Origin of the sequence: Acidisphaera sp. S103, assembly GCF_009765975.1 — a bacterium.
Lineage (GTDB): Bacteria > Pseudomonadota > Alphaproteobacteria > Acetobacterales > Acetobacteraceae > Rhodopila.
In genome coordinates, this window is sequence record NZ_LMUJ01000104.1 from 48,612 (window position 1) to 61,488 (window position 12,877).

Consider the following 12,877-nt stretch of genomic DNA (forward strand, 5'->3'; position numbering starts at 1 on the left):
CCCTACCACTCGATGCCGTGGCAGCGGCGCGCGGAGTCTCGGCCGGGCTTCGGCCCGGCCGCGGATTGAAACCTCGACCACACGTTGCTCACGGGGCTGCATCGCTGGTCTCGGCCGGGCTTCGGCCCGGCCGCGGAATGAAACAAGTGGTATCCCGCTAATGGCCTTCGGTTTCCGCCGTCTCGGCCGGGCTTCGGCCCGGCCGCGGATTGAAACGGGAAGAGGTACAGAAAGGCGTCGTAACCCTTCGGGTCTCGGCCGGGCTTCGGCCCGGCCGCGGATTGAAACATCGATCGTTTCAAGCGCCGCCATGATCTCGTTGTGTCTCGGCCGGGCTTCTGCCCGGCTGTGAGTTAGAACTGCTCGGTAACAAGATCGCGGCAGAGGACTTTGGCAGTTCGTTACGGTCGACTTTGGAAACTGACAGAATTAGAGAAAGTTCGTGCAACATAAAGATCGGGTGATTGCGGTCGGCGGCTCGTCGGAAGCCACGTCAGCAGGGTAAAGTAACGTGTCCCACAATCACCTGGAGGTTCCCGTGACATACTTCGCTGGGCTGGGTGTCTCTCTTGAGGAAACCGCAATCTGTGTCGTCGATGATGCTGGCAAGATCGTACGTGAAGGTAAGGCGGCGACCGAGCCAGAGGCCATTTCGATGTGGTTAAAGCAGATCGACGTAACGTTCGATCGTGTCGGCCTGGAAGCTGGACCGCTCTCGCCTTGGCTTTGCGAGGGGTTACAAGCAGCAGGTTTCCCCGCGATTTGCATTGAGACGCGCCGCATGAAAGGTGCGACGGCGGCGATGGCAGTGAAGACCGATCGCAACGACGCCCGGGCTATCGCGCAAGCCATGCGCGTGGGCTGGTTCACGGCGGTGCATGTCAAGACGACGGCGAGCCAGGAACTGCGTCTGCTGCTGACAAATCGAAAGACGCTGCTGACCGGCCGGGTGACGTTGGAGAACGAGACCCGCGGCACGCTGAAAGCGTTCGGGTTGAAGGTCGGCAAGGTCTCAACGGCCGCATTTGAGGCTCGCGTGATCGAACTTACAGCGGACCAATCACGGTTGCAGGCAATAGTCCGCCCCATGCTGGCGGCACGTGCAGCGTTGCAGGAGCAATACGATGCGCTCCATGTTATGGTGCTCAAGGCGGTAAAAGCGGATGGCGTGTGCCGCCGACTGCTCACCGTCCCAGGTGTTGGACCGGTAACCGCGCTCGCCTTCCCGACCGCGATCGATGATCCGGCGCGGTTCCGCCATTCGCGCGACGTCGGAGCGCATCTCGGTTTGACACCGCGAAAATACGCCTCTGGCGAGATCGACCGAAACGGGGCGATTAGCAAGAGTGGTGACCGGCTCGCCCGGGAGGCCCTCTTCTTGGCGGCACACGCGCTACTGACGCGTGTTACCCGTTGGTCGACGCTGAAGGCCTGGGGCATGGCGGTGGCGAAGCGGCGCGGGTTGCGCCGGGCGACCGTGGCCGTCGCGCGCAAACTCGCGGTGATCATGCATCGCATGTGGGCCGACGGGAGCGAGTTCCGTTGGAGCAGAGACGATACGTCGGCAGCAATGGCGGCAGCGTAACGGCATAGTAACATAGGAGACAATACACTCAGTTCGCCTTCGGCGAGCGGTGTCCCGTGGGGACGAGGTTCGAACGACTGCGCATAACGTCCTGCACGTCGGTCCCTGGGCCGGCACAGAGTGCGCCATAAAGATAGCAGCGTCCGGCCTTCGCACCCGATCATGAGGCGGCCCGGTGCCGACCTCGAAGAGAAGCACGAGCTCCGCGGCGACATAACGCGCGACGAAGAACAGGCGATTGGCTCGGCCGAAGCTGGATCATGCGCTGACCTGGTTACAGGCCGAGCTTACCGGCGGGGCTGGCCTGGCCGAGCTTGGCCCGCCGGACGTAGCTGCGCATGGTTGTCAGGCTGCGGTGGCGCGTGTGGCCCATGATTTCTTCATCGGGCACGCCATTGCGATACGCGGTCGTGACAAAACCAGCGCGCAGACCGTGCGGGCTGATGGGCTCGAAGAGTGTCCCCTTCAGTCCAGCCCGGGCGGCGCGCTTCAGCAAGATCTGCCGCACGGCGTCCGGACTCAGCCGCGCCGACTCTACCACGCCGCCGCGATTGACCTTGCGGAAGAGGGGACCGGCGGTGATCTCGGCTGTGGTCAGCCAGATTTGGAGAGCAGTGACGGGGCAGGTTTCCTCGGACCGGCCGCGGGGGATAGCGATCTCGGCACCTTCACCTGCTTTATCGGTCTTGGAGCGTTCAATCAGCAGTTTCAGGCCATTGCCAGTCCAGGTCACCTGTGCCATGTCCAACCCGACGAGTTCAGAGCGGCGCAGGGCACCGGCAAAGCCGATCAGGAACAGGGCGCGGTCACGGGCGCCGGCGAGATCGGTTCCGCACGCACGGCTCAGCTTCCTGACCTCCGCTGTGGTGAGCGCGGCTGAGCGACGAGAAGGGGTCCCGTGCTTACGCCCAATGCCGCGGAGCGTTTCGCGAATGGCTGGGTGCTTGGTGTCGAGTGGATGGCCTGCCACGCCGCAAGCGCGAGCAATGGCGGCGACGCGGCGGCGCAGGGTTGGCATTGCGTAGCCTTCGCCGGCGGCGGCCAAATAGGCGCCGACAGTCTCGGGCGTGGCCGGCATCGGTGTCAGACCGTGTTTGCCGCACCAAGCCTCGAAGTTGGCAAGGTCGGTGGCGTAGGCTCGCAGTGTCGCTGGCGCGTCAGCGGCGTCCTGGTAAGCCTGAGACTTCGCAAGAGCCAAGGCGGCCCGCGCGGTCGGCGGCTTGACGCCGTCGAGACGAGCAACTTGGCGCTTGCGGGCCTCAGAGAGCGGATTTGCCATCGGGTCGAGCATAACAGCCCTTCATACGTGATAATAGCCCTTCTCACGTGTTACTATATAGGTTCAAAGCAGGAAGACCCTGGAGTTCGGACCACATCTGGTGCTAAAATCCGATCGTTCAAACGATATCAGGTATCGATGCCGATCAAGCCCGAACTACGCTGGTTCTACCCAAGCAACTGGCCCGACATCAGCAGACGTGTGCGTTTCGAGCGGGCGGGAGGTGTTTGCGAAGGATGCCGCCGACCACACGGCCAGATAATACGCTGCCTTCCGGACGGTCGATGGTTCGATGGCAACGCCCAAACGTGGCGTAACAACCATGGCCGACCTGCTCGTTGGCCGGACCTCGTAGAAGCTGTCCATCTGCGTCAGACGCGGGTCGTTCTTGCGGCAGCCCATCTGGACCACAATCCGCAAAACAATCGGATGCGGAACCTCAAGAGCCTCTGCCAGCGCTGCCACCTCATCCACGATCGCTCGCATCACATGGCACGCCGGCGGATCACCTATCTGCTGCGGCGTGCGATTGGTGATCTGTTCTTTGGCCTCTATTCCGCGTGTTCAGTGCTGGAAGAAGCACGCAGGCCGCTGCAAATCGAAGCAGAAGGCCATAACGGCAATCCGAGTGTCACCCTTGTCGGACGGCGCCCTCAAGCCCGCCGCTTCGCGGCCCCCTACGGGGCGACTGGGCTTGACCGCGCTGTCCAACAAGGGCTCTGGCTTGATATGCCGTGAATGCAACACCTTGGCCTCTGATCAAGGCCGACGGCCCTCTCGGTTTTGCCGTTGACAGAGCGGACGTAATCAGAGAAGGACGTTATGTATCTGTATCGTTATGAAACGGTGCCGCTGAATTCGTTTACAATCTGATCCGCTCGACCTCATCCTGCGTAAGGCGGTCCTTCGTCCGGTCATACAGCTTGGTTGTTCGCGGGCTCTCATGCCCAGCCATCTCCTGCGCATGCTCCAGCGCCCCACCGTTCGACAGATAGGCGGTTATCCCGGTCGCCCGAAAAGAATGATTGCCGACCGGCGCGAAAATGCCAACCGCCCCCGCCCGCCGTCGGATCATCCGCCACGCATCAGACTGGTCCATGGGTAGATGCGACAGGGCGGTCCCCTTGTGGCCGCGTGATGTACGAAACAGAAACCCCTTACGGTCCTCGGCGATTCCGGCCGCGTCGATATAAGCGCGCAATGCTTCGGCCAGGGCGTGATGGCAGGGCATGACGTGCTGCTTGCCCCCTTTCTCGTGCAACAGCAGTTCCCACCCGGCGCCTCTCGGCCTCAGGTCTTCCACCTTCATTTTCAGCGCCGCGCCGATCCGCGCGAAGGAATAGGTGAGAGTGGCGATCAGTGCCCGATCCCGGAGATTTCTCACCGTGTCCACAGGGATCGCGTCCAGCAATCTCCGCCATTCGGTAGCGTCGAACACCGGCGTCTTGCCAGTCTTCACCACATGCTTCGGCCCGCGCACGGCGGAGGCCGGATTCGCCGGAACGATCTGCCCGGTGATCAACCAGTTGAACAGCATCCGGATTGCGGCGAGCTGCTGCTTCACGTCCGGAGCGGAATGCGTCTGCTGGCGAGTCTCTATGTATAAGGAGACGTCATACGGCCGTATGGTGGTCAGGCTCAGGCCGCGCTCCTCGGCCCAGCCAAAGAATTGGAGGCAGGCCCGGGCATAGGCTCGGCGCGTGTTCGGATTGCGGATGTTTGCGGCGAAGAAATCGACATAGCGCCAGCTGGCCTGATCACCTTCATTCGCGATCAGCGCCGGGATCAGGGTCGCGTCGGGCGGCGGCCTCATAAGTCCGGTCGCCACCGGTACGGTGATCGCCGGGAGGTGATCGACCAGTTGGTTGCGTGTCAGGCGCTGTTCGGAATCAGTGTCCATGCCGTCAGTCATAATCCTCCGCGTCTTTCGCGATCCTCGGCCAGCAACCGATCGAGCAGAACCTGCCGGGTATGGAAATTCGTGGCCTTCAATGCCGCGAAGGCCGCTGGCAGATCGATCAAGTCGCGACCGGCCGCGCGGGTGAGAACCCCGAGCGTGCCGGTAACGGCAAAGCCCCTGGTTTCCGCGGCCGCGGCGCCCGCTCGCTCATCGATCAGAATGAGGTCTGGCCGGATAACGCCGGCCAGCGCGATGGCCGCTCGCTCGCCGTCATCAAGGGACCGTGGCAAAGCGTTGATTGCGATCTCCGGCACCGTATGCACCGTTACCCATGCTGGCAGCGTCGCGGCCCATTCACGCACGGACGGTGGCGCGCCAGCATTGAGCAATTCCGCGCGCACCTCTAGCGGCACGTGCACCGCGGCGAATAGTCGGGGAAGCAGGTCGATGGCCTGGATCAGCACCAAGTAATGCAGCGGACTTGTATCGGCGACGACGACCCGCACGCGGCCTCAGATGCCAAGCCGGTCGAGCGTTCGCCGCTGTTGTTCGAACTCCTCAATCGTCATGGATTCATCAACCCCATGTTCCTTGAGAAAACCATTGAGTTCGGCGCCGGTGCCGTAGCCGAGCGCGCGGCGCAATTCCGGCCGGGTCAGCCGGCCGGTACGGTATCCATCAAGGGCCAGCGCCTCCAGTGCGCGGCGCCCGAGGTCGGCGCCATCGGCGGCGAGACGGGTGGCGATGTCGTCCGGAAGGGTGACGGTCAGGTTCATGGTCGTAGTCTGACAGGATGGAGTGTTCTCGTCAAGTCACCCATGATAAAGGACGTTGCACTAAACCGCTTCGCGGTAACTCTGTGATTTCGGCCTATTTTCTCTAACTCCACTTGGCTGTTTCTGGTCAAGCCGAGAATACATGTCCTTTCTTGTCTGACAACTCAGCTGCGAGACGATGCGCCGGCGCCATGTGGCGCTGTCCATCTCGCAAAGGAGTTGTCCATGAGCCCGCTTCGCCGTCGCATGATCGACGATATGCAAATCCGCAACCTGACCTCGAACACCCAGCGCGTGTATGTTGCGCAGGTTGTCCGGTTCGCCTGCTACTTTCGCAAATCGCCCGAACTCCTCGGGCCAGCTGAGATCCGGACGTATCTGATCCACCTGACGCAGGAAAGGCGTCTGGCGGCCAGTTCGATCATCGTCACGGTCTCCGCGCTCCGGTTCTGCTTCACCGTCACCCTCAAACGGCCCTGGGTTGTCGAGGACGACATTCCCGCCGGCCGCCAAGCCAAGAAGTTGCCCGTCGTGCTGAGCAAGGAGGAAGTCGCGCGGTTCCTGGGTGCCGTGGACAACCCCAAGCACCGGGTGATCCTGACCGTCTGTTACGCGACCGGTTTACGAATTTCCGAAGCGGTCCGCCTCAAGGCTGGCGCGATCGACAGCAAACGCATGGTCATCCGGGTCGAACAAGGCAAAGGCCGCAAAGACCGGTATGTGATGCTGCCGCCCAAGCTCCTCGACATCCTCAGGGACTATTGGAAGCGCACCCGCCCCGGAGAGTGGCTGTTTCCGGGTCGCTATCCCGGTCAGCCGATTTCTCCGCTGTCCATCGATCGCACCTGCCGCGAGGTGAGGCTGCTGTGCGGCATCGACAAACCGGTCGCCCCGCATGCGCTGCGCCACGCGTTCGCCGTTCATCTGCTGGAAGCTGGCACCGACCTGCGCACCATCCAGTTGCTGCTCGGCCATCGTAATCTGAGCACCACGGCACAGTATCTCATGATCGCCACCAGCACGGTCTGCGCCACCGCCAGTCCGCTGGAGTCTCTCGACATCGGCTCACCAACCTTGCCGGACCTGGTGCCCGTCTGAAGCGCGGGTTTCGTGGCCCGCGAGGGGCTGGAAGTGGCGGATGTGCTCCGCCACTTCGGCCCGGCTTTCCGTGATCAGCATGGCGCGTCGCTGTCCGCGGCGCGACGGCGCGCCATGCTCGCGATCGAGAATTGCCGCACCGCTGCTCTCGGCGGTCATGTCGAGCAGTGCGGCGAGTGCGGCCATCGGCGTGTCTCGTTCAACTCGTGCAGAAATCGCAACTGCCCGAAGTGCCAAGGTCTTGCGCGGGCGCAGTGGCTACGGGACCGCCAGGCAGAACTGCTCGACGTGCCTTACTTCCATGTCGTGTTCACCGTGCCGGCGCAGATCGAGGTCATCGCGTTCCAGAACCAGACCGTGGTGTACGATATTCTGTTCCGGGCGGCGTCGGAGACGTTGCGCACCATCGCCGCCGACCCCAAGCACCTAGGTGCGGAGATCGGCTTTCTCGGTGTGCTGCACACCTGGGGACAGAACTTATTGCACCACCCGCACATCCATTTTTTGGTTCCCGGCGGCGGCCTTGCACCGGACGGGCAAAGCTGGATTGCCTGTCAGCCGGGGTTTTTCCTGCCGGTGCGGGTGCTGTCGCGGATGTTTCGGGGGTTGTTCCTGCACTATTTGGAGAAAGCGTTCGCCAGCGGCGCGCTGAACTTCTTCTCCGCACATCGTCATCTGCATGAGCCGGCAGCGTTCCGGCGCTACCTGGCGCCATCCTGGAAGGCAGAGTGGGTAATCTATGCGAAGCGGCCGTTCGCCGGGCCAGCTCAGGTTCTCGACTATGTTGGCCGCTATACCCATCGCGTCGCGATCTCCAACAACCGACTGGTGTCCATGGATAGCGGCAAGGTCCGTTTTCGTTGGAAGGATTACCGGAACGGCAACGGCCAGAAAACGATGGCTCTCGAGGCCAGCGAGTTCATCCGCCGCTTTCTGATCCATGTGTTGCCGGACGGGTTTCACCGTATTCGGTACTTTGGCTTCCTCGGCAACTGCCATCGTAAGCAGAAGCTCGCGCGCTGCCGGGAACTCCTTGGGATGACGCCGGCCGGGTCGAAAGCCGATCCGCCAGCAGACTACCGCGATCGTCTCAAGGCGCTGACCGGCCAGTCATTGCGCGAGTGCCCGCACTGCCATACCGGCACCATGTTGGTGATCGACTGCATCACGCGGCCCAAAATCTGCCAGCCGGTTCCGGATACATCATGACCCGGGATTGGTGTTCCGGCAGCATGACCGCGAAGCGCCCGCCAGATCGGGGTGGCGGCGCTTACGCCGCAATAGCCGCGCATGTCGCTGAACGGGGCACAAGCAGCCAAATATCGGCTGTGGCGATCACTCGAAGGCCCATTTGGGGCCGACGATGCCCGCCCGCTGCCCTCCAAATTGCCTCTAGGCCGCATCGGCGAAGGACGCCGCGGCATTCAATACCCATAGCCCAGGTGGCGGGGGGAGCGGTTTAGCGCAACACGTTTTTCGCTCACCGGCGCGGATTCCAGCAACGGAATCCCGGCGGAGGGGCTTGTGCGCCGCGCCGTCAAGCGAAAAACGCTCTACGTTATCATGCGTGATGTTTTTCGCCACCGATATATGATCGTGAGGTTGCGGTGGGTCAGCAATAGTGGCTCGAACTCGCACTCTCGAAGTTTCAATGGCACGACGCTGCTGCAGCGGCTGCCGCTATCGCGAGGTAGACCACCCACATCTTGTCATGCCAAAAGCGAGATACAATGGCAGCGGCGATGTACAGAAGGACCATAGAGTTGGCCCAAGAGGGGAGGAAGGCTGCTCGCCAGATCGTTTGAACGAACTGTGTGAAGGTGGTCATTTTAAGAACTCCCACGTCTGAGGAGCTCTCTCAATATGTGCCGAACCGCCGATATATACGCCACGGGAAAACAATGAGTCCGAAGCAACCCGCAAGCAACCGCAAACAACGAAGCATCTGATCACCCAATGCCCCGCCGCTCCATTCGCAGACCTGAGCTTGAGCGCTACCAGCGGGAGCTGGCGCGGATCATCGATGACGCTCTGAATCGAGGGCAATGCGGTGACGGGACGCCTGAGCGGCACTGGAAACCTTGGACTAACACTCAATTTGCCGATATCGCCGGAATATCGGAACGCTCTGTCGCCAATTGGCGCGATCCTGATGCTTTAATGCCGCCTTACGAGATCACGCCCCTCCTGAAATGTCTGTACGGCGACATTGATCGATTCAAAGCTGACCGGGCGGCTATGCACCGATTGTGGCAGCTTGCTCGTGGCCATATCACCGCACACGAAGTTCCCAGTACAGACCCGCGATCCGACAAATCGCCCAATCTTCGAGGCAAAGCTACCCTCATTACACTTCAGGCCCACGCCCCTACTCCTTTGGAGGATGGTACTATGCGCCTATCCATTACTCTCATTATCTCCCCAGACCGAGATCTAAGCTATCGAGGGAAGGCAATTACCATAGGTTTGGCGGAAGCCCTGCTTACCGTGGAACCGGGACTTTACCAACCGACTCACAGGTCTCGCCCGAGCCAACGCGGATTACGGAACTTCAAAATCTCTGCTGCTGGCGAGAGGATTATCGGACCTCTCGACCGAACTAGTGGAATGATTGATGGCGAACCTCTCGACGATGAGTACTTGATGGATCTTGAGGTTGCGGAAAGTGGCGCCGGACCAATCAATATTATTGTCCATGCTTCAAGAAACAGTTTTCGTGCTCGAATAAGCCCTTTGAGTGGCACTGAAGCAAAAATGCCGCAGCATTGCTCGATCAACCAGAACGTCGTGATGAACGCGCTCTTTTATGAGCAACTAAAAAATCAGGACTGCCATAACCGGGCAGTGCTAGCCCGCATCACCGTCGGCCTAGGATCGCCATGATGCCTCTGACAGAAGATATGATTCGCAAGGCGATATTGGTCGCACATTCGAAAGATGCTGGATTTGTCGAGCTGGTCGGAATGGCCGAACTAAATAAGGCGACAGCGTTTCGTGGAGCGTCAATGAGAGGCACGGATCTTCAAGGTCAAGACCTTTCGGGCTTTGATTTTACCGATGCGGACTTCGACAGAGCGGACGTGCAGGGGGCGGACTTCACGCGCGCCATCGGCTTAACACCGGAAATGTTTCGCAACGCCCGCATCGATAAGATGACGAAGTGGCCACCAGAATTACAAATCGAGGCGCAAGGTGACAGACGGAGCCGTGGCCGGCCGCGGGTACAATCACCTCAGACAGATATGGATTTGCGGCAGAAGGTTAGCCTCGCCTTGGAGGTATTAGACGACGAGGGGTACGCATTCCCGGCGGGTGAATTTAGCGCACGTGGTCGCACCCTGAGTTTCGTTGTGCTCCTTATCAATGAGTTGCGACGAAGAAGACGCAATCCGAGTCGTATGTATGGATCCAATTTAGTTACCTACCTAGCAAAGCCCGAGGTCGCCCCATTACGTTTTCTGGAAGAGCTTACATCTGCACTTGGCCTGACCGAGTTAGGCTTTGATGCCTCGGTTTGGCACGCGCCCGGCGATGTATTGGCCTCAAACATTCGAGTGGCGATAGGAACTCCTGTCCTCAGACAAGTATTGGCCCACCCTCAGAGTGACTCCCTATTCCACATGCAAGCCTTCACTCCGCGTGGACACGGTTTTAGTTACGTGACGGAGCGTCAGGTTCGAACCCACAAAATGCCGGAGATTGTTGCGAGTGTCGGCGGAACGCTGGAGACCCAGTCAGCGATGCCGTTTTCGGGTTACCTGCGTGTACTTGCTCATGAAGATGGACAATACATCGGCCTCAACCGCTATTTACAAATACCGAACGGTGCAATGTCACTAGGGTTATATATCTTTGGCGGGCTTCAACTTGACCATAGAAGGACAAGGTCGTTGGTTTTCGCGTTTGCATGCACCGAACCTTGCTTCGACGAATGGCCAATTGATCACGTAAAGTCTGCGCGCTTGACCGAACATCGATTTCTCCAACTGGTGAGTGGATTTTTCCACGGTAGGTTTATGGGTCGCTCTGTCTGTGTGAAATCAATCGCGACCGTGACAGATAGATAATACACGATTATGCGGCCCCAGATTGCCCAAATCCCCCCTTCCCCGCTGCTGCCGTCCCTCTCTAGGCGCGGCCCGTCAGCGTCGTTCACCCGCAATTCAGTACAGCGGCGTTGATAGCCGCGCCGGCCGTGGTCTCGCCCACGGGCAGAGGTCGGGGGAGCGGGCACGTCGACCGGTGCGTTCGCCCTCAAACGCGCCACCGATTTTGGACGGGCCACAGCCAACAGGGTGCATGTCGGGCTTCGCCCAGGCGTTGGCCGCGCAACCGGGGCAGGTGTATTTCGTTTTGCTGGCCGCCTTTTGGCGGCGGGTCGCCTCGCCGCCCTCCGTCCACAGTTCGACATAGAGCGGGTCAAACCCCTGCGCCACCAGTTCGGCGCAGGCGCGGGCAAACGCGCCGCCTTCCTCGATGTAATGGCTGAGTTGCTGCCCGACTTCCCGCCCGCCCGGCGCGCCGGTATCGGACGCCACGAGGCCTACAGCGCGCATCAGCAGCGCCCATTCTTTGTTGTGGTAGCCGGAGCGCGACGATGCCAGCCTTGGCCCGGACGGATTCCGGCCGCTCAAGCGCATCGCTGCCGGCTTGCCCTCGGCCAAGGCGATAGCAGCATAGCCATGTTCTCTTTCCGTGCCACGAACCGTGCTATCCTGCCCGTTCTATGGCGTACCCCCCTTGTCGGTATTGAGTTGATCCGGTATCGCGTTCTGGAACAGTTCGCGGTCACCACCATCGCGTTCAGTTGATTTTTGCCGATGGCGATACATATTATTTCGAGTGCCGATTTGGGGGATACCATGGGTACCGAAGATTTGGATGCTAATCCGGCAGCGACGCCACCTCGGCAGCGGTGGTTGAATCGTATAAGCGATCATCACTTGGTAAGGTTTAGCGTGCTTATCGTAGGTGCCATTTCGGGCGTCATCACTGTAGTGGTCGCCTGTAATGACGATTCGGGTAGATTGTGGCAAAAGATCAACAGCATCGACCGGGTAGTCCAGCAAGACAAGGGTGCACTCGAAGAACAGCTTACGAGAAAGCAACAGGAAGGGATTTATCTAGCGACGCAGATTACTGACCTTAACAAGAAAATCCGAAAGGAAGAGGACAAAAATAATGCGGCTGTGCAGGAGCGGAACGCGCTTAAGGCTCAATTTCAAACAGAGCAAAAGGCAAAATCTGATCTTTCGGAGCAAATACTGTGTCTAAAAGCCCGGATAGGTGCCGAAAAGATAGCGCGCGATTTTGATGAAGCAAGCAACTTGGCCCTCATCGAGAAGGATACGAAGTTTATTCCAACTATAGATAAGTCTATACGGAGTGGGCATTCGCTGCCGACGATTAAGCTCTCCGATCAGCAAATGGCCGTGGCGCAAGCATCGGCTCGCGCCACTTCGTTACTAGCTGGCGAAACTGATTCTTTTTCCCGCCAGCTACGCCAGTTAGATTTTAACCGGTCACATCTGGTACGTTGCGACGGTTTTGAAATCCAGATCGTCCCCTCAAGGGACAAGGCACAGCAAGATCGGGCACATAATTCAGAGGGGTAGAATGCCTGATTGCCGTCGCGTTCATGGTCAGCGGCCCTTGGGATATGCTCATCGGAGACTCCAATCGATCAGCAGCTTGGGGCTAGCTGGGATATCTCGAATTTCTGATCCGCAGGCGCCACCAAGTGGATAACGAGACGAGCCGTCAAAGTGGGCCGGCCTCGCGACGCCGACCGCATAACGCCCCATTACGGTAAGTGCCTGCCGACCTTCCATTGATGGCATTAGGCAACGCCAGGAGCCTTTGTGTCCTCCGACATGGGTTCCAGTACGTTGCCACCCAGGTCTTTGAGATAGTTCAACTGCGCCAGAATCGCCCCGGCGGTGCGCCATCGGGAGGGTCCGTCGATGATCGCGATCGCGTGACCCATGTTCACCAGCTATGCCGTATGGTTTGGCACGAAGGCCAGGACAGCGTAAATGGCGGCGGCAAGTCCGATTAGTATGGCCTCGGGCGTCGCGGCACTGGCGACCAGGAGGGCGCCCATGGCGGCGTGGATTGCTGCGAGCGCTAGATAGCCCGCGCGGTGGTGGTCGCATCTGTGTGCGAGTCGGCCGATTTGGCGAAGCCGTTGAGCAATGGTCTGGGCAAGGCTTGTCGAAGGACGCATAGTGGCGGGTGCT

General features: G+C 60.0%; 13 protein-coding genes. 7 read left to right on the plus strand and 6 right to left on the minus strand.

From position 1 onward, the window contains the following. Positions 1–538: 538 nt before the first annotated feature. Positions 539–1,585: an IS110 family transposase gene (locus GSQ89_RS34625; protein WP_158932666.1), complete on the plus strand. Its 1,047-nt coding sequence runs from the start codon at positions 539–541 to the stop codon at positions 1,583–1,585. 274 nt (positions 1,586–1,859) lie between these two features. On the opposite strand, the gene GSQ89_RS34630 is transcribed toward GSQ89_RS34625, so the two are convergent. Then, positions 1,860–2,876, minus strand: coding sequence for a site-specific integrase (locus tag GSQ89_RS34630; RefSeq protein ID WP_254073518.1), 1,017 nt, complete (start codon positions 2,874–2,876; stop codon positions 1,860–1,862). A 126-nt stretch (positions 2,877–3,002) separates the two neighbouring features. On the opposite strand from GSQ89_RS34630, the gene GSQ89_RS34635 reads away from it, so the two are divergent. Continuing rightward, positions 3,003–3,602, plus strand: a complete 600-nt coding sequence (locus GSQ89_RS34635; protein WP_216856555.1) for a hypothetical protein — start codon at positions 3,003–3,005, stop codon at positions 3,600–3,602. Positions 3,603–3,726: 124 nt separating this feature from the next. Here the strand turns inward: GSQ89_RS34635 and GSQ89_RS34640 are convergent, their stop codons facing one another. The 3 genes from GSQ89_RS34640 to GSQ89_RS34650 are packed head-to-tail and all read right to left on the minus strand — an operon-like array spanning position 3,727 to position 5,540. Continuing rightward, positions 3,727–4,764 carry a tyrosine-type recombinase/integrase gene (locus GSQ89_RS34640; protein WP_254073519.1) on the minus strand — a complete coding sequence of 346 codons (1,038 nt, stop codon included), beginning with the start codon at positions 4,762–4,764 and terminating at the stop codon, positions 3,727–3,729. 8 nt (positions 4,765–4,772) lie between these two features. Beyond that, positions 4,773–5,270, minus strand: a complete 498-nt coding sequence (locus GSQ89_RS34645; RefSeq protein ID WP_158932667.1) for a DUF3368 domain-containing protein — start codon at positions 5,268–5,270, stop codon at positions 4,773–4,775. A gap of 6 nt (positions 5,271–5,276) precedes the next feature. Further along, positions 5,277–5,540 (minus strand): UPF0175 family protein, encoded by a 264-nt coding sequence (locus tag GSQ89_RS34650; RefSeq protein ID WP_158932668.1) that lies wholly within the window; start codon positions 5,538–5,540, stop codon positions 5,277–5,279. Between the two features lie 225 nt (positions 5,541–5,765). Between GSQ89_RS34650 and GSQ89_RS34655 the strand changes: the two genes are divergently transcribed. From GSQ89_RS34655 to GSQ89_RS34670, 4 genes are all read left to right on the plus strand, one after another. After that, a complete protein-coding gene (locus tag GSQ89_RS34655; protein WP_158932669.1) occupies positions 5,766–6,638 on the plus strand; it encodes a site-specific integrase in 873 nt (290 codons plus the stop codon). Between the two features lie 12 nt (positions 6,639–6,650). Then, the gene (locus GSQ89_RS34660) at positions 6,651–7,847 is read left to right on the plus strand and encodes an IS91 family transposase (RefSeq protein WP_158932670.1); all 1,197 of its coding nucleotides are present in this window, start codon (positions 6,651–6,653) and stop codon (positions 7,845–7,847) included. A 747-nt stretch (positions 7,848–8,594) separates the two neighbouring features. Next, entirely contained in the window at positions 8,595–9,521 is a 927-nt protein-coding gene (locus GSQ89_RS34665; protein WP_158932671.1) for a hypothetical protein, read from the plus strand. Next, positions 9,521–10,705 (plus strand): pentapeptide repeat-containing protein, encoded by a 1,185-nt coding sequence (locus GSQ89_RS34670; RefSeq protein ID WP_158932672.1) that lies wholly within the window; start codon positions 9,521–9,523, stop codon positions 10,703–10,705. Before GSQ89_RS34665 ends, GSQ89_RS34670 begins: the two co-directional genes overlap by 1 nt. Before the next feature lie 96 nt (positions 10,706–10,801). Here the strand turns inward: GSQ89_RS34670 and GSQ89_RS34675 are convergent, their stop codons facing one another. Then, positions 10,802–11,302 carry a hypothetical protein gene (locus GSQ89_RS34675; RefSeq protein WP_158932673.1) on the minus strand — a complete coding sequence of 167 codons (501 nt, stop codon included), beginning with the start codon at positions 11,300–11,302 and terminating at the stop codon, positions 10,802–10,804. Between the two features lie 156 nt (positions 11,303–11,458). On the opposite strand from GSQ89_RS34675, the gene GSQ89_RS34680 reads away from it, so the two are divergent. Then, positions 11,459–12,253: a hypothetical protein gene (locus tag GSQ89_RS34680; RefSeq protein ID WP_158932674.1), complete on the plus strand. Its 795-nt coding sequence runs from the start codon at positions 11,459–11,461 to the stop codon at positions 12,251–12,253. 224 nt (positions 12,254–12,477) lie between these two features. On the opposite strand, the gene GSQ89_RS34685 is transcribed toward GSQ89_RS34680, so the two are convergent. After that, on the minus strand, positions 12,478–12,624 hold the full coding sequence (locus GSQ89_RS34685) for a hypothetical protein (RefSeq protein ID WP_158932675.1): 147 nt from the start codon (positions 12,622–12,624) through the stop codon (positions 12,478–12,480). Positions 12,625–12,877 lie beyond the last annotated feature (253 nt).

Bases quoted from the DNA above. Each gene is read 5' to 3' on its own strand.
- GSQ89_RS34680 (WP_158932674.1), top strand. From the start codon at position 11,459: ATGGCGATACATATTATTTCGAGTGCCGATTTGGGGGATACCATGGGT.
- GSQ89_RS34630 (WP_254073518.1), bottom strand. From the start codon at position 2,876: ATGCTCGACCCGATGGCAAATCCGCTCTCTGAGGCCCGCAAGCGCCAA.
- GSQ89_RS34685 (WP_158932675.1), bottom strand. From the start codon at position 12,624: ATGGGTCACGCGATCGCGATCATCGACGGACCCTCCCGATGGCGCACC.
- GSQ89_RS34650 (WP_158932668.1), bottom strand. From the start codon at position 5,540: ATGAACCTGACCGTCACCCTTCCGGACGACATCGCCACCCGTCTCGCC.
- GSQ89_RS34665 (WP_158932671.1), top strand. From the start codon at position 8,595: ATGCCCCGCCGCTCCATTCGCAGACCTGAGCTTGAGCGCTACCAGCGG.
- GSQ89_RS34670 (WP_158932672.1), top strand. From the start codon at position 9,521: ATGCCTCTGACAGAAGATATGATTCGCAAGGCGATATTGGTCGCACAT.
- GSQ89_RS34635 (WP_216856555.1), top strand. From the start codon at position 3,003: ATGCCGATCAAGCCCGAACTACGCTGGTTCTACCCAAGCAACTGGCCC.
- GSQ89_RS34640 (WP_254073519.1), bottom strand. From the start codon at position 4,764: ATGGACACTGATTCCGAACAGCGCCTGACACGCAACCAACTGGTCGAT.
- GSQ89_RS34655 (WP_158932669.1), top strand. From the start codon at position 5,766: ATGAGCCCGCTTCGCCGTCGCATGATCGACGATATGCAAATCCGCAAC.